This window comes from Cellulomonas sp. HZM (assembly GCF_000708885.1).
In the GTDB taxonomy this organism is placed as follows: Bacteria; Actinomycetota; Actinomycetes; order Actinomycetales; family Cellulomonadaceae; genus Cellulomonas.
Window position 1 is genome coordinate 11,718 of the sequence record NZ_JEOE01000011.1, and the last position, 23,691, is coordinate 35,408.

20 protein-coding genes are annotated in these 23,691 nt (G+C 73.6%); 13 read left to right on the plus strand and 7 right to left on the minus strand.

Going from position 1 to position 23,691, the window contains the following annotated elements:
* Window positions 1-27 precede the first annotated feature (27 nt).
* A complete protein-coding gene (locus AW16_RS0107875) occupies window positions 28-2,910 on the plus strand; it encodes an AAA family ATPase (protein WP_029289438.1) in 2,883 nt (960 codons plus the stop codon).
* Between the two features lie 49 nt (window positions 2,911-2,959).
* Here AW16_RS0107875 and AW16_RS0107880 read toward each other — a convergent pair whose 3' ends face one another.
* A complete protein-coding gene (locus tag AW16_RS0107880; RefSeq protein WP_231495978.1) occupies window positions 2,960-3,979 on the minus strand; it encodes a LacI family DNA-binding transcriptional regulator in 1,020 nt (339 codons plus the stop codon).
* 80 nt (window positions 3,980-4,059) lie between these two features.
* Window positions 4,060-5,208: a peptidoglycan DD-metalloendopeptidase family protein gene (locus tag AW16_RS0107885; protein ID WP_029289440.1), complete on the minus strand. Its 1,149-nt coding sequence runs from the start codon at window positions 5,206-5,208 to the stop codon at window positions 4,060-4,062.
* Window positions 5,209-5,692: 484 nt separating this feature from the next.
* Between AW16_RS0107885 and AW16_RS0107890 the strand changes: the two genes are divergently transcribed.
* From AW16_RS0107890 to AW16_RS0107930, 9 genes are all read left to right on the plus strand, one after another.
* Window positions 5,693-6,079, plus strand: a complete 387-nt coding sequence (locus AW16_RS0107890; protein WP_029289442.1) for a PASTA domain-containing protein — start codon at window positions 5,693-5,695, stop codon at window positions 6,077-6,079.
* A 508-nt stretch (window positions 6,080-6,587) separates the two neighbouring features.
* Entirely contained in the window at window positions 6,588-7,523 is a 936-nt protein-coding gene (cysK, locus tag AW16_RS0107895; protein ID WP_029289444.1) for a cysteine synthase A, read from the plus strand.
* Window positions 7,524-7,606: 83 nt separating this feature from the next.
* Window positions 7,607-8,182, plus strand: a complete 576-nt coding sequence (gene epsC, locus AW16_RS0107900; RefSeq protein ID WP_029289446.1) for a serine O-acetyltransferase EpsC — start codon at window positions 7,607-7,609, stop codon at window positions 8,180-8,182.
* Window positions 8,183-8,186: 4 nt separating this feature from the next.
* Complete coding sequence (locus AW16_RS0107905; RefSeq protein ID WP_029289448.1) at window positions 8,187-8,522, plus strand: DUF4180 domain-containing protein; 336 nt, start codon at window positions 8,187-8,189, stop codon at window positions 8,520-8,522.
* 51 nt (window positions 8,523-8,573) lie between these two features.
* Window positions 8,574-8,921, plus strand: a complete 348-nt coding sequence (locus AW16_RS0107910) for a GntR family transcriptional regulator (RefSeq protein ID WP_029289450.1) — start codon at window positions 8,574-8,576, stop codon at window positions 8,919-8,921.
* Window positions 8,918-9,889 (plus strand): DUF1648 domain-containing protein, encoded by a 972-nt coding sequence (locus AW16_RS0107915; RefSeq protein WP_029289452.1) that lies wholly within the window; start codon window positions 8,918-8,920, stop codon window positions 9,887-9,889. The genes AW16_RS0107910 and AW16_RS0107915 overlap by 4 nt, the downstream gene beginning before the upstream one ends.
* An 84-nt stretch (window positions 9,890-9,973) precedes the next feature.
* Complete coding sequence (locus AW16_RS0107920) at window positions 9,974-11,005, plus strand: LLM class F420-dependent oxidoreductase (RefSeq protein ID WP_029289454.1); 1,032 nt, start codon at window positions 9,974-9,976, stop codon at window positions 11,003-11,005.
* A 64-nt stretch (window positions 11,006-11,069) separates the two neighbouring features.
* Entirely contained in the window at window positions 11,070-11,396 is a 327-nt protein-coding gene (locus tag AW16_RS0107925; RefSeq protein ID WP_029289456.1) for an MGMT family protein, read from the plus strand.
* Between the two features lie 53 nt (window positions 11,397-11,449).
* Window positions 11,450-12,715 carry a GNAT family N-acetyltransferase gene (locus tag AW16_RS0107930; RefSeq protein ID WP_029289458.1) on the plus strand — a complete coding sequence of 422 codons (1,266 nt, stop codon included), beginning with the start codon at window positions 11,450-11,452 and terminating at the stop codon, window positions 12,713-12,715.
* 4 nt (window positions 12,716-12,719) lie between these two features.
* On the opposite strand, the gene AW16_RS0107935 is transcribed toward AW16_RS0107930, so the two are convergent.
* Entirely contained in the window at window positions 12,720-13,169 is a 450-nt protein-coding gene (locus AW16_RS0107935) for a ribose-5-phosphate isomerase (protein ID WP_029289460.1), read from the minus strand.
* A gap of 59 nt (window positions 13,170-13,228) precedes the next feature.
* Between AW16_RS0107935 and AW16_RS0107940 the strand changes: the two genes are divergently transcribed.
* Complete coding sequence (locus AW16_RS0107940) at window positions 13,229-15,205, plus strand: M13 family metallopeptidase (protein WP_029289462.1); 1,977 nt, start codon at window positions 13,229-13,231, stop codon at window positions 15,203-15,205.
* A complete protein-coding gene (locus tag AW16_RS0107945) occupies window positions 15,202-15,606 on the plus strand; it encodes a YchJ family protein (RefSeq protein WP_029289464.1) in 405 nt (134 codons plus the stop codon). Before AW16_RS0107940 ends, AW16_RS0107945 begins: the two co-directional genes overlap by 4 nt.
* A 9-nt stretch (window positions 15,607-15,615) precedes the next feature.
* On the opposite strand, the gene AW16_RS0107950 is transcribed toward AW16_RS0107945, so the two are convergent.
* Complete coding sequence (locus AW16_RS0107950) at window positions 15,616-16,155, minus strand: DUF6636 domain-containing protein (protein ID WP_029289465.1); 540 nt, start codon at window positions 16,153-16,155, stop codon at window positions 15,616-15,618.
* Between the two features lie 108 nt (window positions 16,156-16,263).
* The gene (locus AW16_RS0107955; RefSeq protein WP_304412822.1) at window positions 16,264-16,887 is read right to left on the minus strand and encodes a DsbA family protein; all 624 of its coding nucleotides are present in this window, start codon (window positions 16,885-16,887) and stop codon (window positions 16,264-16,266) included.
* A gap of 188 nt (window positions 16,888-17,075) precedes the next feature.
* Here AW16_RS0107955 and pepN point away from each other — a divergent pair, with 188 nt between their 5' ends.
* Window positions 17,076-19,661, plus strand: a complete 2,586-nt coding sequence (gene pepN / locus AW16_RS0107960; protein WP_029289468.1) for an aminopeptidase N — start codon at window positions 17,076-17,078, stop codon at window positions 19,659-19,661.
* A gap of 74 nt (window positions 19,662-19,735) precedes the next feature.
* Here pepN and AW16_RS0107965 read toward each other — a convergent pair whose 3' ends face one another.
* Window positions 19,736-21,304 carry a glycoside hydrolase family 6 protein gene (locus AW16_RS0107965; RefSeq protein WP_029289470.1) on the minus strand — a complete coding sequence of 523 codons (1,569 nt, stop codon included), beginning with the start codon at window positions 21,302-21,304 and terminating at the stop codon, window positions 19,736-19,738.
* A 242-nt stretch (window positions 21,305-21,546) separates the two neighbouring features.
* Complete coding sequence (gene malQ, locus AW16_RS0107970) at window positions 21,547-23,673, minus strand: 4-alpha-glucanotransferase (protein WP_029289472.1); 2,127 nt, start codon at window positions 23,671-23,673, stop codon at window positions 21,547-21,549.
* Window positions 23,674-23,691 lie beyond the last annotated feature (18 nt).

The window sequence follows — 23,691 nt, forward strand, 5'->3', positions numbered from 1 at the left end:
TCGGTGGTCGCTGACAAGATCGACTGCGTGAGCCGCGGACCCCTCGAGACCCCGTTCGTCGCGCGCTCGGACCAGGTCGACGTCCTGCAGGACGCGCTGGACCGGGCGCGCACGGGCGTGCCCGGGGCTCTCCTGCTCGCGGGCGACGCGGGTGTCGGCAAGTCCGCGCTCGTGCGTGAGCTCGCACGCCGGGCGGTCGACGAGGGCGCAGCGGTCGTCGTGACGCACTGCGTCGACCTCGGCGAGATCGGGCTGCCGTACCTGCCCTTCGCGGAGGCGGTCACCCGACTGCGGGAGACGTGCCCGCAGGTCGTCGCCGAGGTCGAGGACCGCCGGCCCGAGCTGGGACGCCTCCTGGGACGCGGTGCGGTTGACGACGACGCCGACCGGCTGCAGCTGTTCGACGCGCTCGCGGAGGTGCTCGGTGCGGTCGCACGGCCCGACCAGCCGCTCCTGCTGGTGGTCGAGGACGCGCACTGGGCGGACGCCTCGAGCCGGGACGTGCTGCGCTTCCTCGTCGCGCGCCTGCGCGACGAGCCCGTGGTCCTGGTCGTGACGTACCGCACCGACGACCTGCACCGACGACACCCGTGGCGGCCCGTCGCCGCCGAGCTCGCGCGACACCCGCGCGTGCAGCGCATCGAGCTCCCGCCGTTCACGCACGACGAGGTGCGCGCGTTCGCCGTCGCGCTCACGGGCGAGCCGCCCGACCCCGAGACGCTGCAGCGCGTCGCGGAGCGATCGGGCGGCAACGCCTACTTCGCGCAGGAGCTGCTCGAGCAGCCCGACGACGACCTGCCCGGCTCGTTGGCCGACGTCCTGCGGGCACGCGTCGAGCAGCTCGACCCGGACGTCCAGCAGGTCGCCCGGGTCGCCTCCGTGAGCGGACGCCGTGTCGACGAGGCGCTCCTGCGTGCGGCGGTGGCGGCGTTCGACCCGGCCCTCGCCCCAGCGCTCGACTCGTCGCTGCGGGAGCTCGTCGGGCACCACGTGCTCGCCGTGGAGGGTGAGCACCTCGCGTTCCGGCACGCGCTGCTCGCGGAGGCCGTCGCCGCCGACCTGCTTCCCGGCGAGACCTCGGCGCTGCATCGTGCGTACGTGCACGCGCTGCGCGACGACCCGACGCGTGGCACCGCGGCCGAGCTCGCGGCGCACGCCCTCGCCGCCCCCGACCTGCCGACCGCGCTGTCCGCATCCCTGACCGCCGCTCGCGACGCGCACGCGCTGCTGGCTCCGGAGGAGGAGCTGCGCCACCTCGAGGTCGCGCTCAGGTTGTGGGACGCGGTCGCACCGGACGACGAGGCGCACGACGACGTGCTCGCGCGCGCGGCCTCGGCAGCGGCGGCGGCGGCACGCCGTGAGCGCGCGATCCAGCTGGCGCGTGCGGCGGTCGATGCCGCGGACCCGGCCCGGCGGCCACGCCGCCGCATCGCCCTGGCACGGCACCTGCAGGCCGCCGAGCGGGCCGACGACGCCCTCGAGCAGACCGACCTCGCCCTCGCCGAGCTGCCCACGACCCCGGACGCCGCGCGCGCGTGGGCACTCGCGACGCACGCGCGCTCGCTCGTCTTCCTCGACCGACGGGTCGACGCGTTCGCCGCCGTGCAGGAGGCGCTCGCGGACGCCCGAGCCGTGAGCGCGCTCGACGCCGAGTCGGACGCGCTGACGACGTTCGCGGTGCTCGTCGCCGACGACGACGGCGACCAGGCCGAGGACCTGCTGCGGCAGGCGCTCGCACGCGCCCGGACCGTGGGCGACTCCGCGACCGAGCTGAGGATCCTCGCCAACCTCGCCGCCAACAGGTACGAGATCGGTGACCTCGACGGGACGCGCCGCTTCGCACAGGAAGGTTCCGCGCTGGCGCGCGAGCGCGGGCTGGCCAACACCGACCACGGTCTCGACCTCGCGGGCTACGCCACGCTCGCCGCGTACGTCCAGGGCGACCTACGAGCCGTCGAGGTGCCCGCACGCGGCCCCGACGAGGACGGGGGTCTGCTCGACCTGGCGGTGCTGTACGCCGCGACGGCGCGCGGCGACGCCGACGTCGTCGACCGCTGCCGGGCGCTCGAGCCGCTCTGGGTCCGCGACGGCATGATCGCCCTCGTCGCGGGTGGCTGCGCCGCGGACGCACTGGCACGCGACGGACGCTGGGACGAGGCGCTCGACGTCGTCACGCGCGCCGTCGAGCACCTCAGCGAGGCCTGGACGCCGGAGTTCTTCGGGGGCATCTGGCTCTCGGCCATCGGGCTCGCCGCGCTCGCCGACGCCGCCGACGACGACCGCCTGCACGGGCGCGATGCGAGCCACCGCGTGGCCGCGGGCGCTCCGTTGCGCGAGCGGCTGGAACGCACCGTGCGGCGACCGCTGCCGCCGGGACGCGGCATGGGCCCGGAGGGCCTGGCCTGGATCGCACGGGCCCGCGCCGAGGCGGCCCGTCTCGAGGGTGGCGCGGCCGACGACCCGGAGCTGTGGCGCGCCGCCGTCGACGCCTTCGGGTACGGGCACCGCTACGAGCAGGCGCGCAGCCGGTGGCGCTGGGCCGGGTCCATGCTCGCGCGGGGCGACCGCGACGGGGCGCAGGTCGAGGCGGCGATCGCGCTCGCCGAGGCCCAGGAGATGGGCGCCGAGCCGCTGGCCGCCGCGGTCCGGGACCTCGCACGGCGCGGCCGGCTCGCCGTGCCGGGGGTCTCCGTCGGCTCGTCCGACGTGCTGACGGCGCGCGAGCTGGAGGTGCTCGGGCTCGTGGCGCAAGGGCTGTCGAACAACCAGATCGGCGCCCGGCTGTTCATCTCGGGCAAGACGGTCTCGGTGCACGTGTCGCGTGTGCTCGCCAAGCTGGACGCGTCCGGACGGGCCGAGGCCGTCTCGGTCGCGCACCGCCGGGGGCTGCTCACCGAGGCGAGGGGCTGACCGAACGCGGCGGACCGCCACCCTCGGGGTCCGCTCTCGTCGGCCCCGGTCAGCGCCGACGCACGGAGTCGCGCTCGACGAGGTGGGGCGCGAGCAGCACCGGTGCCGGCGTCTGCCGCGCGAGGAGCGCGAGCACCATCGCGGCCATCTGCCGACCGAGCTCGGCGACGGGCTGGTGGACGGTCGTCAGCATCGGGTCGCTCAGGCGGGCGGTCTGCAGGTCGTCGTACCCGACGACGGACACGTCCCCCGGGACGCTGCGCCCTGCCGCGCGCAGGGCCCGGATCGCCCCCACGGCCATGTTGTCCGACGCGGCGAAGATGGCCTCGACGTCCGGGTGTGCGGCGAGCAGCCGGACGGTCGCCGCGGTGCCGCTCGGCTCCGAGAAGTCGCCCACCTGGACCCACGACGGGTCGAGCCCCGCCGCGCGCATCGCGTCGACGAAGCCCTGCCGCCGCGCCTGCGCCACCTGCATGTCGACCGGGCCGGTGATGACGCCGATGCGCCGGTGCCCGGTCGCGACCAGGTGCTCGACCGCGGTGCGAGCGCCGGCCTCGTTGTCGACGTCGACGTACCACCGCGGCTCGGTGTGCAGGGGGCGGCCCCCGAAGACGATCGGGACGTCGCTCGTCCCGGCCAGCTCGAGCAGCGGGTCGTCGCCGTGCACGGCCATGAGCATGAGGCCGTCGGTCCGCCGGTGCCGCACGAGGCGCTGCACGCGCTCGCGGCCGTGACCGGACGTGGCCAGCAGCATGAGGTCGAGGTCGGTCGGCGCGAGCGCCTCGCTGACTCCCCGGACCACCCGGGCGAAGAAGGGCTCGGCGAACAGGTCCGGCCCCTCGTCCGGCATCGCGAGCACGACGGAGCCCACCTGACGCGTGGCGAGCGCACGTGCCGTGGGGTTGGGCACGTAGCCGAGCTCGCGCACCGCGGCCTCGACCGCGGCCCGCTTCGCCGGGCTCACGTGCGGGGCGTCGTTGATCACCCGCGACGCGACCGCCCTCGAGACACCCGCGTGGCGCGCGACCTCGTCGAGCGTCGGCACGGAGCTGGGCGCAGGTGTCACCACGGGGCCATCGTGCCGTACGCGCGACGTGGGGTGCTGCACCCCGTCGCGTGCCAGACCGGGCAGCGCTCGCGACGACCCGGCTACAGGCCGCTGCGGACGGCCTTGGTCGGCACCCAGCCGGCGTAGCCGGACACGCGCACCTTGGTCCACGAGCCGCTGTGCGCCAGGAGCGTCACCGGCCGACCTTTGGCGGCACGCAGCACACGGTGCGCCGACGACGACGGCCGCGAGCGCACGTCGACCTTCTTCGCGGTCGAGTACGTGCGGTAGCGCAGGATGTAGTCGGTGTGCACCCAGCCCTTGACCTTCGCGCCGGCGGCGGTGGTGACGGTCACGGGGATGAACCCGTTGACCTTCACGCCGGGCTTGTTCGACAGGCGCGTGTTGGCGGGCACCGTGGTCAGGACCTTGGTGGACGTCGACGCGCCCGCCCGGACGTTGAGGCGCGCGGTCGAGTAGTAGGTGCAGCTCGTCGGCGCGGCGACCGAGCGGTCCGCCGTCGCGAGCGACGTCACCGCGAGACCGTTGGCCGTGAGCCAGGTGCGCGGGTCGGCCGACGTGCCCGCACCGTAGAACGCGCCGTTCCAGACCTCGAGGTGCAGGTGCGGTCCGGTCGCCGGGCCGGACGCGCCGACGTCGGCGATGTGCTGCCCGACCGAGACCGCCTGCCCCAGGCGCACGTACTTCGCCGGGTTCCACATGTGGATGTACGCGAGGTACGTGACCTGGCCGTCGACGACGCTGCGCACCGTGACGTACCCGGCGGTGCCTCCGCTCGGCCGGTGCACGCTCGTCACCGTCCCCGACGCGACCGCGTAGATCGGCGTGCCGTCCTTGGTGGCCATGTCGAGGCCGTAGTGGAACGTCGAGCCGCCGCGCACCGGGATGCAGCGCGCGCCGTAGCCCGAGGTGATCGCATACGTCTTCGCGACCAGCGGCAGCACGATCGTGGTGCCGCCGGGAGTGGTCGCGCGGGTGAGCTTCTTGGGGATCGTCGGCTTCGGCGTGGGGGTCGCGGTCGGCGTCGGCGTGGGCGTGGGCGTCGGCGTGACGGTCGGGGTCGCGGTCGGCGTCGCCGTCGCGGTCGCCGTCGGCTTCGGGGTGGCCGTCGTCTGGGGAGACGAGGTCGCGGCGGTCGCGGGAGTGAGCACGAGCGAGCCGAGCAGGACCGCCCCGGTGGCTGCGCCGACGAGGCGGGTTCCGGTGCGCAGGGCTGTCAGGGGTCGCATGGCGGTGCTCCAGGTGCTCGGTGGTCGGGCGCCCGACGAGCAGGGTGCGCCCCTCACCCCATCGGCCGACGAGGCCCGCGTCCTGAGTGTCCGACGCGCACGATCTGTCCGACCGCCCGGCACATGTGTGCACACGGGCTGCACCCGCGACCAGCAGACGCACCGCTCGACGCGTCATCGCGGTCGCCGGCGATAGCCCGCAGCAACGACGGCCTGTGACCTGGGGTGATGTACGTCGCTGTCCACCATGCGGCGGTTGGGTGGAAATGAGTGGTTCTCGTGTCAGTGGTCGGGGATACGGTCGTCCGGTCGCCCGCGCGCGGTGCCCGGCCATGGCCGGAGACCGCTGTCCGGGCAGCTCGCCTCGGTCGCTCGGCGACCGTGGCCACCGTCGCCGGCAGGTCCGGCGACCGCCCTCGAGGAAGTCGCACCGCGGCCACCGGGGGGCACGCTCATGATCAGGACGACCCTTGGGGGCAGATCCATGAAGAAGACCATCGCCGGCGCAGGCATCGCGCTGCTCACCTCGACCATGCTCCTCGCGGGCTGCTCGAACGACTCGTCGGACGACGCGGCCACCTCGGGTGCGACGACGACCGCCACGTCGACCGACGCCTCGACCGACGGCACGTCCGCGGCGGCCACGCCGTCGGGCGACGTCGAGGTCGTGTCGCAGACCAACCTGACGCTCGACGCCGCCAACGGCACGTTCGACCTCCTCGGCCTCAAGACGAAGGTCGTCGACACCGACGGCAAGGACGTCACGGTCGGTGACGACGCGAACACGTGGCTCGTCGTGAAGCAGGACCCGGAGACCGGCACCGTGCCCGCCGGCTCCGTCGTCACGCTCACGGTCAAGAAGGCCAGCTGAGCTCCCACGCCGGTGCCGCCTGAGCGCGGCACCCCGCACGCCACGATGCCGCGGCGACCTCGCGTCGCCGCGGCATCGTCGTACCCGGACCCGCATCGCACGACGTCCGAGGGACGGGAACCTTTGCACCCCTCGCGGCGTTACCGCTACCGTCGGAGCGACCGATGCCCGGGCACCCGCCCGGTCCGGTCCCATGAGCCGTGCGAGGGAGAGCGATGAGCGTGCAGAACTGCACCGTTGCCCCCGTGGTCGCGCGCGCCCAGGTCGCCGCCGCGACCTGTTGTCGCTGTCTGTAGAGCGCTGGCCCCCTCGTGCGGCCCCAGGTCCGCACCCCGAGGTGATCCCTGTGCCCAGCGCTCGCCCCGCCCAGGAGCGACAGCCCCCGTCGCCCTGACCGTCGGCCCGGAGCCGGCCCCGCCACCCCGCGAGCGGCACACCACCGCGCCGTTCGCAGCATCCAGCACCCCCCGCCGTCGCCGCGAGACGACGGCTCGACCGAAGAGGAACCATGGCACGCATCTACGACGACGCGACGGCGCTCATCGGCAACACCCCGCTCGTCCGCATCAACAAGATCACCGACGGCGCCCCGGCCACCGTGGTCGGCAAGCTCGAGTTCTACAACCCCGCCAACTCCGTCAAGGACCGCATCGGCGTCGCGATCATCGACGCCGCCGAGGAGTCCGGCGAGCTCAAGCCGGGCGGCACGATCGTCGAGGCGACGTCCGGCAACACGGGCATCGCGCTCGCGTTCGTCGGCGCGGCGCGCGGCTACAAGGTCGTCCTGACGATGCCCGAGACCATGTCGAAGGAGCGGCGCGCGCTGCTGCGTGCGTTCGGTGCCGAGCTGATCCTCACGCCGGGCTCCGAGGGCATGAAGGGTGCGGTCAACCGCGCCAACGAGATCGCCGCCGAGCGCGACGGGGCGATCCTCGCGCGCCAGTTCGCGAACACCGCCAACCCCGCGATCCACCGGCGGACGACCGCCGAGGAGATCTGGGCCGACACCGACGGCGAGATCGACATCCTCGTCGCGGGCATCGGCACGGGCGGCACCATCACCGGCGTCGGCCAGGTGCTCAAGGAGCGCAAGCCCGGCGTGCAGATCGTGGCCGTCGAGCCCGCCGAGTCGCCCATCCTCAACGGCGGACAGCCCGGTCCGCACAAGATCCAGGGCCTCGGCGCCAACTTCGTGCCCGAGATCCTCGACACGAGCGTGTACGACGAGGTCATCGACATCGACGCCGACACCGCCGTGAAGTTCGCGCGCCGTGCCGCCGCCGAGGAGGGCCTGCTCGTCGGCATCTCGTCGGGCGCCGCGCTCGCGGCCGCCAAGCAGCTGGCCGAGCGCCCCGAGAACGCGGGCAAGCTGATCGTCGCGATCATCCCGTCGTTCGGTGAGCGCTACCTGTCGACCGTGCTGTACGCGGACCTGCTCGACTGACCCGCCACACGTCCGGGCCGGCGCTCACGCGAGCGCCGGCCCGGACCAGGTCCCGAACCCGTCCCACGCGCCCCCGAGGAACGATGACCACCCTGCTGTCCGCGCTGCGCGAGGACCTCGACGCCGCACGCCGTCGTGACCCCGCCGCGCGCTCCCTCGTCGAGGTGGCGCTCGTCTACCCCGGCCTGCACGCGGTGTGGACCTACCGGGTCGCCCACCGCATGTGGCGTCGCCCCGGCCTGCAGTTCCCCGCGCGCCTCGTGTCCCAGCTGGCACGTGCCGTCACGGGGGTCGAGATCCACCCCGGTGCCCGGCTCGGACGCCGGCTGTTCATCGACCACGGCATGGGCGTGGTCATCGGCGAGACCGCCGAGGTCGGCGACGACGTCGTGCTGTTCCACGGCTCCACGCTCGGCGGCAAGTCGATGCGCAAGGGCAAGCGCCACCCCACGCTGGGCGACGGCGTCGTCGTCGGCGCGGGCGCCAAGGTGCTCGGGCCCGTGTGGGTCGGCGACGGCGCGCAGATCGGCGCGAACGCCGTGGTGATCCACGACGTCCCGCCGGGCGCGATCGCCGTCGGCGTCCCCGCGACGATCCGGCTGCGCACGCCGGCCGCCCCGTTCGACGTCGAGGTCGACGACCCCGCGATCTACATCTGATCCCGTGCCTCCGCTCGCTGTGCTCCGGCTGCCCGACGACGGGCCGCTGCTGACCGACGCCGACGCGAACGACCTGATCGGTTCGGCGTGGGGCGCTCAGGCCGACGTCGTCGCCGTGCCCGTCGCGAGGCTCGACCCCGCGTTCTTCGAGCTCGCGAGCGGCGTCGCGGGCGAGCTCACGCAGAAGTTCGTCAACTACCACCTGGTGCTCGCGGTCGTCGGGGACGTGCGCGCGCACGAGGAGCGCAGCTCGGCGTTCGCGGCGTGGGTCGTCGAGTCGAACCGAGGGCGGCACGTGTGGTTCGTCGTCGACGACGACGCGCTGACCGCCCGCCTCTGACCTCCCTCGTTCGGATTGTTCTAGTTGAGCCATAACAACTAGACTGGTCGCATGCTGCTGCGGATCGACACCTCGTCGCCCGAGCCGCTCTTCGAGCAGATCGGCTCGCAGGTGCGCTCGCTCGTCGCGCGCGGAGACCTGGCCGCGGGCACCCGGCTGCCCGCGGCGCGAGACCTCGCGACGTCGCTCGACGTCAACCTGCACACCGTCCTGCGCGCGTACCAGGACCTGCGCGACGACGGCGTGATCGAGCTGCGGCGCGGCCGGGGTGCCGTCGTCGCCGACGTGCCCGACCACGCCCGGCTGCACGCGGCGATCGACCAGGTCGTCGCGGCGGCCCGCGACCTCGACGTCCCCCCCGCGACGACCATGGCCCTGCTCAAGGAGGCACTGCGATGAGCAACCCCGTCCCCGACCGCCTGCGCACCACGCTGCTGACGCTCGTCGTCCCGGTCGCCCTCCTCGCCGCTGCCACGGCCGTGGCGCTGAGCTGGGCCGACGACCTGCCCGACCCCGTCGCCGTGCACTGGGGCACCGACGGCCCCGACGGGTTCGGGTCGCTCGCCTCGGCGATCTGGCCGATGCTGCTCACCGGTGTCGTGACGTCCGTCGGCGCTTGGGCGCTCGCGTTCTGGGCCGGCCGCGCGTCGGCGACGCGACGGATCGCGACGGGCACGAGCGTCGGGCTCGCCGCCTTCCTCGGCTGCATCATGGTGGGCTCGCTCGCCGGCCAGCGCGGGCTCGCGGACGCGGTCGACGCGGGCGGCTTCGGTCCGACGCTGCTGGTCGCCGTGATCGCCGGCCTCGTCCTCGGTGTCGCGGCGGCGGCGCTCGTGCGCACCGACCGACCGCAGCCGACGACGGCACGCGTCGACCGCGACGCACCCCGGCTCGACCTCGGCGACTCCGAGCGCGCCGTGTGGCGTCGCAGCGTGCACTCGCGCCCGACCCTCGTCGTCGGCACGGTGGCCGTCCTCGCCGTCCTGGTGGCGACCGTCCTCACCCGCATGTGGGCGCTCGGGCTCCTGGCCGTGCTGCTCGCGGCGCTCCTGTGCTCGATGGTCGCGTTCGACGCGACGGTCGACGAGCGCGGGCTCGACGTGCGCAGCCTGCTGGGGTGGCCGCGTGTCCGCGTGCCTCTCGACGAGGTCGAACGTGCCGTCGCGCGGCAGGTCGAGCCGATCAGCGAGTTCGGCGGCTGGGGGTACCGCGTGGGTCGGGGCGGGCGCACGGGCATCGTCCTGCGCAAGGGCGACGGGCTCGAGGTGCACCGCACGGGCGGGCGCATCCTCGTCGTGACCGTGGACGACGCAGCGACGGCAGCCGCCCTGCTCAACGCGCTCGCCGACCGCTCGCGCGCGGTGTGAGACGACCGCTGGCTACTCGCGAGTAACCCCCGGTAGCCTGGGCGACCGCGTCACCGACGACGCGCACGGACTGGAGGACGCACCATGCGGCTGGGCTACTACCTGGGCTACTGGCAGGCGGGTCCCCCGCGAGGCGCGCAGGAGACGGTGCTCGCCGCGGAACAGCTCGGGTTCGACTCCGTGTGGACGGCCGAGGCGTACGGGTCGGACGCGTTCACGCCGCTCGCGTGGTGGGGTTCGAGCACGTCGCGCATCCGGCTCGGCACGTCCATCGTGCAGATGTCCGCACGCACGCCCACGGCCACGGCGATGGCGGCCCTCACCCTCGACCACCTGTCGGGCGGCCGCTTCGTGCTCGGGCTCGGCGCCTCCGGCCCGCAGGTGGTCGAGGGGTGGTACGGGCAGCCGTTCCCGCGACCGCTGGCCCGCACGCGCGAGTTCGTCGCGGTCGTGCGGCAGGTGCTCGCGCGCGAGGCGCCGGTGACGTTCGACGGCGAGTTCTACCAGCTCCCGCTCGACGCCGGCACCGGCCTGGGCAAGCCGCTGCGTCCCACGGTGCACCCGCTGCGCGCCGACCTGCCGATCCACCTCGCCGCGGAGGGGCCCAAGAACATCGCGCTGTCGGCCGAGATCGCCGACGGGTGGCTCCCGCTGTTCTACTCGCCGCGCATGGACGACGAGTACCGCGCGCTGCTCGCCGAGGGCTTCGCGGTGCGGCAGGGCGGCCTGCGCGATCCCGACGAGTTCGAGGTCACCGCCGCGGTCCCGGTGGTCGTCGACGAGAGCGTCGAGGCGGCCGCCGACCAGGTCCGCCCCTTCGTGGCGCTCTACGCGGGCGGCATGGGCGCGAAGGGCGCGAACTTCCACCGCAACGTCCTGGACCGCCTCGGGTACGGCGAGGCGTGCGACGAGATCCAGGCGCACTACCTGGCCGGCGACAAGGAGCGTGCCGCGGCAGCGGTGCCGACCGAGCTGGTGCTCGACATCGGCCTCGTCGGGACCCCTGACGACATCCGCGCCCAGCTCGCCCCCTGGCGCTCGACGGCCGTGACGACGATGCTCGTGCAGGCCGACCCGCGCCGGCTCGCGACGATCGCGGGCGTCTTCGCCGGCTGACGCCCGCACCGCGCCGCCGCGGCGACGCGACCATCCGACGACATCCGAGGGACCGCACGGCTCGATGGACGACGACTACGTGGAGGCCGTGCTCGACCTCGTCGCGCGCATCCCCGCGGGGCGCGCGATGACCTACGGGACTGTCGCGGAGGTCGTGGGCGACGAGCTCGCCGCGGCGGGGCTCGCACGACGCGGCGGCCCCCGTCAGGTCGGCCAGGTGATGGCGCGCGCGGGTTCGGGCGTGCCGTGGTGGCGCGTGGTGAACGCCGCCGGTTCGCCACCCGCACGGCACACGACGCGCGCGCTCGCGCTGCTGCGCGCCGAGCGCACGCCGCTCTCGGCCGACGGCACGCGCGTCGCCTTGCGCGCCGCGATCTGGTTCCCGGACTGACGGGCGCCCCATTTCGCTGGCGGCCTCGCGCCGACGCACGACACGATGTCGCCATGACGCTCCCCGACGGCTACCGCATGGTCGACATCGCCCAGGACCGGCAGGACGAGCTCCTGCACGTCGACGAGCTGGCGTTCGCGTTCGCGACCTCGGCCGAGACCGCGGCCATCGTGCCGATCACGCTCGAGTGGGACCGCACCGCGGGCGTCGAGCGGCCCGACGGGGAGCTCGCCGCCGTCCACTCGTCGTACCGCTACCGCATGCCCGTGCCGGGCGGGGACGTGGCGTGCGCCGGGCTGACCTGGGTGGGCGTGCGTCCCGACGAGCGCCGGCGGGGACTGCTCTCGGCCATGATCGACGCGCACTTCGCGCGGTCGCTCGCACGCGGCGAGGTCGTCTCGGCGCTGTGGGCCGCCGAGTCGGCGATCTACGGTCGCTTCGGCTACGGCGCCGCGTCGACGCACGTCGAGGCGACGCTCGCGCGCCGCGCTCCCCTGCGCGACGTGCCGGGCGCCGACCGGCTCACGGTCCGGTTCGACACCGTGGCCCCCGAGCGGGACACGGACCTGGTGCAGCAGTTGCACGTCGCGGCGGGCGCCGGACGGCCCGGGTGGTTCACGCGGTCGACCGACGCCTGGCGTCGTCGTGCGGTCGCCGACCCGCCCGCCTGGCGGGACGGCGGCGAGCCCCTGCGCATCGCGACCGTGCACGACGCCGAGGGCGAGCCGCGCGGCTACGCGCTCGTGCGTCGCAAGGAGACGTGGGCCCCGCAGGGTCCCCGGTACACCGTGCGTCTGCGCGAGGTCGTGGCGCTCGACGCGGCGGCCGCCCGCAGGCTGTGGGGTTTCCTGCTCGACCTCGACCTCACCTCCGAGGTGGGCGTCGCCAACCTCGCGACCGACGACGTCCTGCTCCAGCTGCTGCTCGACGTGCGCGGCGCGCAGCTCTCGCTCGTCGACAACCTCTGGGTGCGCGTGCTGGACGTCGCTGGCGCTCTCGAGGGCCGGTCGTACGCCGCCCCGCTCGACGTGGTGCTCGAGCTGACGGACGCGCGCGTGCCCGCGAACGCCGGCCGCTGGCGGCTCACGACGACCGACGTGCGCGACGACGGGACATGGGCGGCGCGGGCCGCACGGACCGAGGAAGCGGCCGACGTCGCGCTCGACGTGCGCGAGCTGGGCGCGGCCTACCTCGGCGGCCGCTCGATGTCCGCGATGGTGCGCGCGGGCCTCGCCGCCGAGCACCGCCCCGGAGCGGCGGCGGCTGTCACGACGGCCTTCTCGTCGCCGCTCGCGCCGGTGTGCTCGTACGTGTGGTGAGAGCTCAGCGCTCCCGCTCGTAGGCGGTCAGCAGGTCGATGCGCCGCTGGTGGCGCTCGCCCCGGCTGAACGGCTCGGCGAGGAACGCGTCGACCAGCTCGGTGGCCTCGTCGACCGAGTGCTGACGAGCGCCGATGGAGACGACGTTCGCGTCGTTGTGCTGACGGGCCAGGCGCGCGGTGTCGAGGTTCCACGCGAGCGCGGCGCGCACGCCGTCGACCTTGTTGGCCGCGATCTGCTCGCCGTTGCCCGAGCCGCCGATCACGATGCCGAGCGAGCCGGCGTCGGCGACGACGGCCTCACCCGTCTCGAAGCAGAACGGCGGGTAGTCGTCGGACTCGTCGTACCCGTGCGCGCCGTGGTCGGCGACGTCGTGCCCCGCCGCTCGCAGGTGCTCGACGAGCGCGACCTTGAGCTCGTAGCCGGCGTGGTCGGAACCGATGTGGATGCGCATGCGCCCATCCTGCCGCACCCGGACCCGTCCGTGTCGGTACGGATCCGTAGGCTGTGCCCATGACGAGCCCCGCGCCGCGCAGCGGCATCGACCTGACCGCCCTCGACCCCGCCGTCCGCCCGCAGGACGACCTCTTCCGGCACGTCAACGGCCGCTGGGTGGCGGCGCACGAGATCCCGGCCGACCGCGCGATGGACGGCTCGTTCCGCGCGCTGCACGACCAGGCCGAGGAGCAGGTGCGCGACATCATCACGGACGCGGCGGCCACGGCCGACGCCGACGGGGTCGAGGCGAAGATCGGCGCCGTGTACGCGAGCTTCATGGACACCGAGGCGATCGAGGCCGCGGGCACGGCGCCGCTGCGGACCGACCTCGCCCTCGTCGAGGCGGCGACGTCGCAGGCGGAGCTCACGGGTGCTCTCGGCGCGCTGCAGCGCACGGGCGCGGGCGGGGCCGTCGGCTTCTGGATCGACAACGACGCCAAGGACCCCGAGCGGTACGTCGTCTACCTCTACCAGTCGGGCCTCGGCCTGCCCGACGAGTCGTACTACCGCGACGAGCAGTACGCCGCGGTGCTCGAGGCCTACGGTCCGCACGTCGAGCGGATGCTCACGCTCGCCGGTGTCGCGGACGCAGCCGACGCCGCCGCTCGCGTCGTGGGGCTCGAGAAGAAGCTCGCGGCGGGGCACTGGGACGTCGTGAAGGACCGCGACGCCGACCTGACGTACAACCCGACGACGCTCGCCGCGCTCGCCGCGTCCGCGCCCGGGTTCGACTGGCACGCGTGGGCCGTCGCGCTGGGGGCACCGGCCGGCTCGCTCGACCAGGTCGTCGTCCGCGAGCCGTCGTTCGCCGAGACGTTCGCAGCGCTCTGGCAGTCGGAACCTGTCGAGGACTGGAAGGCGTGGCTCACCTACCACGTGGTCAGCGACCGTGCGCCGTACCTGACCGACGAGATCGTGCAGGCCAACTTCGACTTCTACGGCCGCACGCTCACCGGTGCCCAGGAGGTGCGCGACCGCTGGAAGCGCGGCGTGGCGCTCGTGCAGGGCGTGCTGGGCGAGGCGGTCGGCAAGGTCTACGTGGAGCGGCACTTCCCGCCCACGCACAAGGAGCGCATGGACGTGCTCGTCGCCAACCTCGTCGAGGCGTACCGCGAGTCCATCACCGCCCTGGACTGGATGGGTGAGGAGACGCGCGTCAAGGCGCTCGCCAAGCTCGACGCGTTCACGCCGAAGATCGGGTACCCCGTGCGCTGGCGCGACTACGACGCTCTGACGGTGCAGGCCGGCGACCTCGTCGGCAACGTCAGGCGCGCCAACGCGTTCGAGCAGGACCGCGAGCTCGCGAAGATCGGCCGGCCCATCGACCGCGACGAGTGGTTCATGACGCCGCAGACCGTCAACGCGTACTACAACCCGGGCATGAACGAGATCGTCTTCCCGGCGGCCATCCTGCAGCCGCCGTTCTTCGACGCGGATGCCGACGACGCGGTCAACTACGGCGGGATCGGTGCGGTCATCGGCCACGAGATCGGGCACGGCTTCGACGACCAGGGCTCGAAGTACGACGGCGCCGGCCGGCTCGAGGACTGGTGGACCGCCGAGGACCGCGCCGAGTTCGAGAAGCGCACGTCGGCGCTCGTCGCGCAGTACGACGCGTTCTCTCCCGCACAGCTCGACGGCTCGCACCACGTCAACGGGGCGCTGACCATCGGCGAGAACATCGGCGACCTGGGCGGGCTGTCGATCGCGCTGACGGCGTACCGCATCGCACTGGGCACGCCGCTCGAGGACGCACCGGTGATCGACGGCCTCACGGGCGTGCAGCGCGTGATGCTGGGCTGGGCCCAGGTGTGGCAGTCGAAGGGTCGCGACGAGGAGGTCGTCCGTCGCCTCGCCACCGATCCGCACTCCCCCAACGAGTTCCGCTGCAACGGCGTGGTCCGCAACGTCGACGCGTTCTACGACGCGTACGACGTCCAGCCGGGCGACGCGCTGTACCTCGCTCCCGAGGACCGGGTGCGTATCTGGTGACCTCGAGCTCCTCGCGGTGCCCGTGCTGCAGCGGCCTCACGTTCGAGGAGTGCTGCGGCCCGGTGCACCGCGGGGAGCGGGCCGCAGCGACGGCCGAGCAGCTCATGCGGTCCCGCTTCAGTGCGTTCGCGCTCGGCGACGCCGACCACCTGCTGCGCTCGTGGCACCGCAGCACGCGCCCCGACCGTCTCGAGCTCGACCCCGACGTGCGGTGGTACCGGCTCGACGTGCTCGCGACGAGCGCGGGCGGCCCGTTCGACGCCACCGGAGCCGTGGAGTTCGAGGCCTTCCACCGTCCGACCCGGCGCGGCGACGGCGAGCCCGGCTCGCTGCGCGAGCTCAGCCGCTTCGTGCGGGGCGACGAGGGCTGGCAGTACGTGGACGGGGACCTGCGAGGCTGACGCGCGCGCCTACGTCGCGTTGCCGACCTTCTCCCACGAGGCGCGCGAGAGCCGGAAGCCGTCGCCCTTGCCGTTGACGCACGTGACGCCGTCGGTCGCGCTCGTGCAGGTGTAGTCGCCCGCGTTAGCGGACATCCCGTACTCGAGCACGGGTACGTCGGTCGCGACGGCCCTCGTGGTGGTGGACGACGACTGGCACGGGAACGACACGTCGCTGCCGTGCAGGGCCATGACGTGCCCGCGCTCGCCGTCGCAACCGTTCGCCTTCGGCTGCGAGTACGTGTAGCTCGCGATCGTGCACGTCACACCGTCGTCCTGCATGACGCACCCGATGTTGCGGCTCGGCAGGCCGAACTGCGTCGGCCCGTCCGCCGTCCCGCTCGCACCTGTCGTCGCGGGCGCGCCGGGCGTCGACGTGGACGGCGGCCCGGACGGTCCCTGCCCCTGCGGGGACCCCCCGCCGGACGTCGTGACGGCGATGACCACGAGCAGGAGCACGAGCACGACGTCGACCACGAGCCACGTGCGGGTGGTTCGCGTCCAGGTCATGAGCTCGTCACCTCGGGGCCGGGGTCGGGGGCCGGACCAGGATCACACGGGACGAACCGGACGTGCCAACCGGCTGGTCAGCGCGCGTCCGTGACCCGTGGACGACGTTCAGAACCGCGGGCCGTCGGTGCGCGAGCGCTTCAGCTCGTAGAAGCCCGGCACGCGCGTCATGGCGACGAGGCCGTCGAACAGCTGCAGCGCCGCCTCTCCCGTCGGCGCCGGGGTCACGACCGGGCCGAAGTAGCCGACGCCGTCGATCGCGACGACGGGCGTGCCCACGTCGTCGCCGACGAGCGCGATCGCCTCGGCGTGCGACGCGCGCAGCAGGTCGTCGACCTCGTCGGTGCCGCCCACCTGCGCGAGCGAGGCGGGCAGGCCGACCTCGGCGAGCGACTCCTCGATGATCGCCGCGGTGTCGCTGCGGCCACCGGGGTGGCGACGGCTGCCCAGCGCGTCGTACAGCGGCTTGACGACGCCATCGCCGTGGTCGCGCTGCGCCGCGACGACCACGCGCACGGCTGCCCAGCCGTCCGTCATCAGGTCGACGTAGCGCTGCGGCAGGTCGTCGCGCCCCTCGTTGAGCACCGACAGCGACATCACGTGCCACCGCACGTCGACGTCGCGGTGCCGCGCGACCTCGTCCATCCACCTCGACGTCATCCAGGCCCACGGGCAGGCCGGGTCGAACCAGAAGTCGACGACGGGCGTCAGCGGGACGGCGATCTCGGGCACAGGGTCTCCTCGGTCGTGCGGACGGACGCCCCATCCTCACCCCGGACCGGCGGACGTGCAGCACTCCTCCGCAGGTCGGACACCCGCGGCCCGCATCCCGGCTCCGACCCGACCTGCCGTCCGCGTGCTGCGTGGGATCATGGTGACCCGGCCACGAGCCGACCCCCACACGCTCGAAGGAGACCCGCGTGCCCGCCGAGAACCTCACCCGGGCGGAGGCGCGCGGTCGCGCCGCCGTCGTGACGACCCACTCGTACGACGTGACCCTGGACCTCACCACCGGGCCGACGACGTTCGCGTCGCGCACGGTGGCCCGGTTCTCGGCAACGCCCGGTGCGAGCACGTTCGTCGACCTCATCGCCCCGACGGTGCACGAGGTGGTCCTCAACGGACGGTCGCTCGACGTCGCGCAGGTGTTCGCCGACTCGAGGATCGCGCTCGACGACCTCGCGGAGGAGAACGAGCTCCTCGTCGTCGCCGACTGCGCCTACATGAACACCGGCGAGGGTCTGCACCGCTTCGTCGACCCGGTCGACGACGAGGTGTACCTGTACTCGCAGTTCGAGGTGGCCGACTCGCGGCGGGTGTTCGCGGTGTTCGAGCAGCCCGACCTCAAGGCGACGTTCGCGTTCACGGTCACCGCGCCCGCGCACTGGGTCGTCGTCTCCAACTACCCGGCGCTCGGTGAGCCCGTGCCTGTCGAGGGCGGCACCAACCTCAACGGTGGTGTCGACGAGGGCACGGCCACGTGGACGTTCGAGACCACCCCGCGCCTCGCACCGTACGTCACCGCCGTCGTGGCCGGCCCGTACCACCACGAGCACGGCTCGCTGACCAGCAGCGACGGTCGCGAGATCCCGCTGGGCGTGTACTGCCGCGGCTCGCTCGCCGATCACCTCGACACCGACAACATCCTCGACATCACGCGCGCGGGCTTCGACTTCTTCGAGCGGACGTTCGGCGTGCCGTACCCGTTCGCGAAGTACGACCAGCTGTTCGTGCCCGAGTTCAACGCGGGCGCGATGGAGAACGCCGGCGCGGTCACCTTCCTCGAGTCCTACGTGTTCCGGTCCAAGGTGCCGGACGCGACGGTCGAGCGCCGGGCCGTGACGATCCTGCACGAGCTCGCCCACATGTGGTTCGGCGACCTGGTGACGATGCGCTGGTGGGACGACCTGTGGCTCAACGAGTCGTTCGCGGAGTACGTCTCGACGCTCGCGACGGCCGAGGCGACCCGCTGGACCAGCGCCTGGACGACGTTCTCCTCGCTCGAGAAGAGCTGGGCCTACCGCCAGGACCAGCTCCCGTCGACCCACCCGATCGTCGCCGACATGCGCGACCTCGAGGACGTCGAGGTCAACTTCGACGGCATCACGTACGCCAAGGGCGCGAGCGTGCTCAAGCAGCTCGTGTCGTGGGTCGGCCAGGACAGGTTCTTCGAGGGAGTGCGCGCGTACTTCGGCAAGCACGCGTGGGGGAACACCGAGCTGCGGGACCTGCTCGTCGAGCTCGAGGCGACGTCCGGGCGCGAGCTCACCTCGTGGTCCGGCCTGTGGCTCGAGAAGGCGGGCGTCACGCTCCTGCGGCCCGACCTGGAGACCGACGACGACGGGACGATCACATCGTTCGCCGTGCTGCAGGAGGTGCCCGACGAGCACCCCGTGCAGCGCCCGCACCGCCTCGCGATCGGCGGGTACGACCTCGTCGACGAGCGCCTCGCGCGCACGGTCCACGTCGAGCTCGACGTTGACGGCCCGCGCACCGAGGTCCCCCGGCTGGTCGGCACGCGGCGCCCGCTGCTCCTGCTCGTCAACGACGACGACCTCGCGTACGCCAAGGTGCGCCTCGACGAGCAGTCGTGGGCGGCCGCGATCGAGCACCTCGGCGCGTTCGACGACTCGCTGCCCCGGACCCTGGTGTGGGCGGCTGCGTGGGACGCGACGCGCGACGGCGAGACGCCCGCGCGCGACTTCGTCGACCTCGTGCTCGGCAACATCGCGCACGAGACCGACTCCTCGGTGGTGCTCGTCCTGCTGCGGCAGCTGACGACGACGCTCGACCTGTACGTCGCGCCCGAGCACCGCGACGCGGTCGGTGCCGCCGCGGCGGACCGGCTGCTCGACCTCGCGCGTGCCGCCCAGGGCGGCTCGGACGCGCAGCTGCAGCTCGTCAAGGCGTTCGCAGCGCGCGCGAGCACCGACGCGCAGCTGGACGCCGTCGCCGCGGTGCTCGACGGGCGCGACGAGCTCGACGGGCTGCCGATCGACACCGACCTGCGCTGGGAGCTCCTGACGTCGCTCGTCGCGGGCGGCCGCTCGGGCGAGACCGAGATCGCGGTCCAGCTCGCCGACGACCCGACCGCGACCGGTCACCGCGCCGCCGCGGCCGCGCGCGCCGCCGTCCCGACCGCGGCGGACAAGCGGGCCGCGTGGGACGCCGCTGTCGAGCACGGCGAGCTCGCCAACGCGCTGCAGGCGGCGACGATCGCCGGCCTCGAGCGCGTGCACGACCGCGCGCTGCTCGTGCCGTTCGTCGAGCCCTACTTCGACGCGCTCGAGCGCGTGTGGGCGGAGCGGACCAACGAGATGGCGCAGAACGTCGTCGTGGGCCTCTACCCCACCCTCCTGGCCGACCACGTCGACGTGCTCGGCGCGACCGACGCGTGGCTCGGGTCTCACACGGAGGCACCGGCCGCGCTGCGTCGTCTGGTGCTCGAGTCGCGCGACGGCGTGCGCCGCGCCCTCGCCGCCCAGGAGACCGACCGCCGGGCCTGAGGCATCGACGACGACCGGCCCCCGCACCGGACGGTGCGGGGGCCGGTCGTCGTCGGTCGACTGTCAGGCGGCCGTCAGGCGCACGCCTGACCGTTCAGGACGTGCACGGCCGGGTTGAGACCCGCGTCCGCGCCCGTGCCGAGGTAGCCGAACGCGATCGACCTCCCGGGCGCGATCGTCGAGGTCAGCGGCACGCTCGTCGCCGTGACGACCTGACCGCCCTGCGTGATCTTCGCTCCGAGGTCGGCCTTCGCCTTCTGCGTCCCGGAGAACGCGAACGTGAGCTTCCAGCCCTTGATGGCCGTCTTGCCGGTGTTCTTGACGACGACGCTCGAGACGAACGCGCCGTGCCACGCCTTGCTCGTGACCTGCGTGACCTTGCACGTCGGCGTCGGCAGCGCGACCTTGGCGTTCTGGACCAGCTCACGTGCGAGCTGGTCGAACCACTGCCCGGCGTCGGGGTCCTCGATCCCGCGCTCGGGGTCGGTCGGCCCTCCGGTGCCGCGGTAGCACTTGCCGTCGGACTCGCCGGGGATCTTGATCCACAGCAGCGCGTCGACGTACGCGTCGCCGGTGCTGAGCGTCGGGAGGTCGCCCAGACCCCGTCCCGGCGGGTTGCACCAGGTCTCGGCGTCGGAGTACTTGCCGGCGGGCGGCGTCCAGTAGCCCTTGCCGTTGCGGCTCGTGTCGATGACGCCGTGCTTCATGGTCGCCGGGTCCGGCGTGCGGTTCGCGTTCGCGTAGGCGGTCGCGTAGGCGGCGTCCGTGAGCGCCCACGTCGAGAAGTCGCCCGGGCTCGCCGGGTAGTACTGGCTCGCGCACCACGCGGGCTGGTATCCCGCGTTCGTCACGAGATCGAGGCACTGCGAGATCCACGACGAGTACTTCGCCGACTGGTCCGTGGGGCCGTAGTTGGACGAGTTCACGAACCAGCCGTCGGCGCGCTGGACGCCTGCCTTGATGAGCCGGTCGGTGATGTCACCGACCGAGAGCCAGTTGGTGTTGCCGGCGTCGAGGTAGACCTTCGTCGCCGCGTTCTTCTTGAACGAGTCGACCGCGTGGTTGAACTGCGCGTACCGGTTCGCGACGGCCGTGGCGGGGTCGGCCTCGGCCGGCTGGCACCACTCGGCGTTGCCGTTGATGTCGGTGTTGAAGGGGATGATCCCGAGGCCGTCGGGCTCCAGGATCACGGTGGCCTTGCGGTGCCCGATCCCCGCGGCCATCGCGTCGATCCAGGCGGCGTAGGCCGCGGTGTCGGCCGCGCCGCCCGCGGAGTACTGCGAGCAGTCGCGGAACGGCAGGTCGTAGGCGACGAGGACGGGCACCGAGCCGTCCGCGGCCGCGGAGCTCACGTAGGCGTCGACGCTCGCGCGGACCTCGGCGGGCGTGCCCTTGGTGAACCAGCGCGCGGTCGGCTGGTTGGCCATGGCGAGCGCGTCGGCCCGCGCCTGGCCGGTGCGGGAGGCCGCGGCCTGCGCCGCCGTGCCCGCGACGTCGATGTAGAGGCGGTCGGACGACGAGCCCGCGCTCGGTGCGGGGGACGTGCTCGCGCTCGAGGACGTGGCCGTCGCGAGGCAGAGCCCTGCGACGACGGCCAACGACGTGCCCGCGGTGATCGCGCGGCGGCGTACGGCTGATCTCATTGGTAGCGCTTCCAATCTTGCCGGGCCGACGCTCCGTCGCGTCGGTCTGTCGAGGGTCGCCGGAGGTGACGTCGCAGGTCACACGACGCATCTTCGTGCCGCGTGGGTTCCCGTTCCGATCCTGCGCGGGTCCCGAGGGGGAGACGACCCGCGCCCAGTGTGCACCGTTCGCCCGGGTTCGCGCCAGAGGTGTGGACGCGCTTCCACCCGAACGTGCGCCGAGGCCGTCGGGACGTGCGGGTTCAGGAGCCGAGGACCGCCGCGAGCGAGCGCAGCCGCGCGTTCGTGAACAGGTCGTCGACCAGCACGAGGGTGCCCGAGGAGTCCGCGAGCGGGACCTTCCAGTTGGGGTACTCCTGGTCCGTCCCCGGCTGGTTCTGCGCGCGCCGCTCCCCCACCGCGTCCACGAGCCCGACGCCGAGCAGCACCGCGGGCGTCGCCATGACGTACCGGTGCAGCGCCTCGACCACCTCACGTTCCGACGGGTCGTCACCGAGCAGCCCACGCTCGCGCACCGCGGCGAGCATCCGCTCGCGCTCGGCGTCAGCCGCGGCGCGAACCACCGGAACGGGATCGGTCAGCAGACCCAGTCGCTCGCGGATCGCGACGTGCTCGCCCGCGAGGTACCCCGCGGTGGGCGGCAGGTCGTGCGTCGTGACGGTCGCCAGCACGAGCCGTCGGTAGTCCTGCGGTGCGAGCGGCCCGCCGTGCAGGTCGTGCTCGAACCACAGCACCGACGTGCCCAGGACACCCCGCTCGCTGAGGTAGTCGCGCACCCAGGGCTCGACCACGCCGAGGTCCTCGCCGATGACGATCGCGCCCGCGCGCTGCGCCTCGAGCGCCAGGATGCCCACGAGCGCCTCGTGGTCGTAGCGCACGTAGGCGCCCTCGTCGGCCCCCGCGCCCTCCGGGACCCACCACAGCCGGAACAGGCCGATGACGTGGTCGATGCGGATGGCCCCCGCGTGCCGCAGGACGGTCCGCAGCATGTCCCGGTACGGCCGGTAGCCCGCGCGGGCCAAGGCCTGCGGGTGCCACGGCGGCTGGGACCAGTTCTGACCCTGCTGGTTGTACATGTCCGGCGGGGCGCCCACGGTCGCGCCGCGCACCAGCACGTCGCCGAGCGCCCACACGTCCGCGCCCGCGGGGTGCACGCCCACCGCGAGGTCGTGCATGATCCCGATCGCCATGCCGGACTCGCGCGCCGTGCGCTGGGCCACCGCGAGCTGCTCGTCGCTCACCCACTGCAGCCAGGTGTGGAAGGCAACCCGGTCCGCGAGCGCCTCACGCTCCGCGGCGACCGCGGGCGACGCGGGGTCCTCGAGCTCGGTCGGGATCGTCTCCGCGCCGTACTTCTCGGCGAGAGCGCTCCACAGCGCGAACGTCTCCAGCCCCGGTCCCTGCTCGGCGACGAACGCGTCGAACGCGACCTGGCGTGCTGCCGGGAGCGGCACGGTGAAGATCACCTGCAGCGCCGCGAGCTTGGCCTCCCACGCGGCGTCGCGGTCGATCGGGCCCGGGTCCGTGTCGAGCGCCACGACGGGCTCCGCGGCCCACTCGACGAGCGAGCGGTCGGCCGACGAGAGGTACGCCGCCTCGGGGATCGCCTCGGGACGGACGTACAGGGGGTTCACGAACCGGCGGGTCGTCGGCAGGTACGGCGACGGCGTCATGGGGACCGCCGGCTCGGCGGCGTGCAACGGGTTGATGAGCAGGAAGTCCGCGCCCACGTCGCCTGCGAGCACCCCGAGGTCCGCGAGGTCGACGAGGTCGCCGACGCCCCACGACCGACGGGACCGCACCGAGTAGAGCTGCGCCATGAGGCCCCACATGCGCCCGTGCTCGAGCTCGGGCGGGAGCTCGAGCCGGTCCGGCGTCACGACGAGCACGCAGCGCGCACGCGCACTCGGGCCGTCGGCGCGCAGCTCGTGCCAGCCGAGCGGCAGGTCGGACGGCACGGTGAACGACGCCCGCCCCACCATGCGGCCGTCGACCGAGCGGGGCGCGACGTAGACGTCGGCCTGCGGGACGTCCCGCCGGCCTCCCCCGACCTCGGGGTCGAGCTCGATCCACACCGACACCGGGTCGCCGTCGGTCACGTGCACGGGGACGTGCACGGTGCGACCGCTGCGCACGACGACCACGGGCGGCAGCACGCGCCGCCACGGCTGGTCGTCCACGTGGGCCAGGGCGACGTCGATGCGCTCGGGCGACGACGCATCGACCCCGAGCGCCCGCAGGACGTTGCGCAGCGTCGTCGCGGACGCCGCCTTGAGCTCGCCGTGGAAGCCCCAGTGGTCGGGCGCGACCCCGTGCGCCGCCGCGAGGCGGAGCAACGATTCGGAGGGCACGTCGTTCTCGTCGACCACACCCCGATCCTGCCAGAG

Bases quoted from the DNA above. Each gene is read 5' to 3' on its own strand.
- AW16_RS0107935 (WP_029289460.1), bottom strand. From the start codon at position 13,169: ATGCGCATCCACATCGGTTCCGACCACGCCGGCTACGAGCTCAAGGTC.
- AW16_RS0107920 (WP_029289454.1), top strand. From the start codon at position 9,974: ATGCGGCTGGGCTACTACCTGGGCTACTGGCAGGCGGGTCCCCCGCGA.
- AW16_RS0107885 (WP_029289440.1), bottom strand. From the start codon at position 5,208: ATGCGACCCCTGACAGCCCTGCGCACCGGAACCCGCCTCGTCGGCGCA.
- cysK (WP_029289444.1), top strand. From the start codon at position 6,588: ATGGCACGCATCTACGACGACGCGACGGCGCTCATCGGCAACACCCCG.
- AW16_RS0107930 (WP_029289458.1), top strand. From the start codon at position 11,450: ATGACGCTCCCCGACGGCTACCGCATGGTCGACATCGCCCAGGACCGG.
- AW16_RS0107950 (WP_029289465.1), bottom strand. From the start codon at position 16,155: ATGACCTGGACGCGAACCACCCGCACGTGGCTCGTGGTCGACGTCGTG.
- AW16_RS0107915 (WP_029289452.1), top strand. From the start codon at position 8,918: ATGAGCAACCCCGTCCCCGACCGCCTGCGCACCACGCTGCTGACGCTC.
- AW16_RS0107965 (WP_029289470.1), bottom strand. From the start codon at position 21,304: ATGAGATCAGCCGTACGCCGCCGCGCGATCACCGCGGGCACGTCGTTG.
- AW16_RS0107940 (WP_029289462.1), top strand. From the start codon at position 13,229: ATGACGAGCCCCGCGCCGCGCAGCGGCATCGACCTGACCGCCCTCGAC.
- AW16_RS0107890 (WP_029289442.1), top strand. From the start codon at position 5,693: ATGAAGAAGACCATCGCCGGCGCAGGCATCGCGCTGCTCACCTCGACC.
- AW16_RS0107910 (WP_029289450.1), top strand. From the start codon at position 8,574: ATGCTGCTGCGGATCGACACCTCGTCGCCCGAGCCGCTCTTCGAGCAG.
- epsC (WP_029289446.1), top strand. From the start codon at position 7,607: ATGACCACCCTGCTGTCCGCGCTGCGCGAGGACCTCGACGCCGCACGC.
- AW16_RS0107925 (WP_029289456.1), top strand. From the start codon at position 11,070: ATGGACGACGACTACGTGGAGGCCGTGCTCGACCTCGTCGCGCGCATC.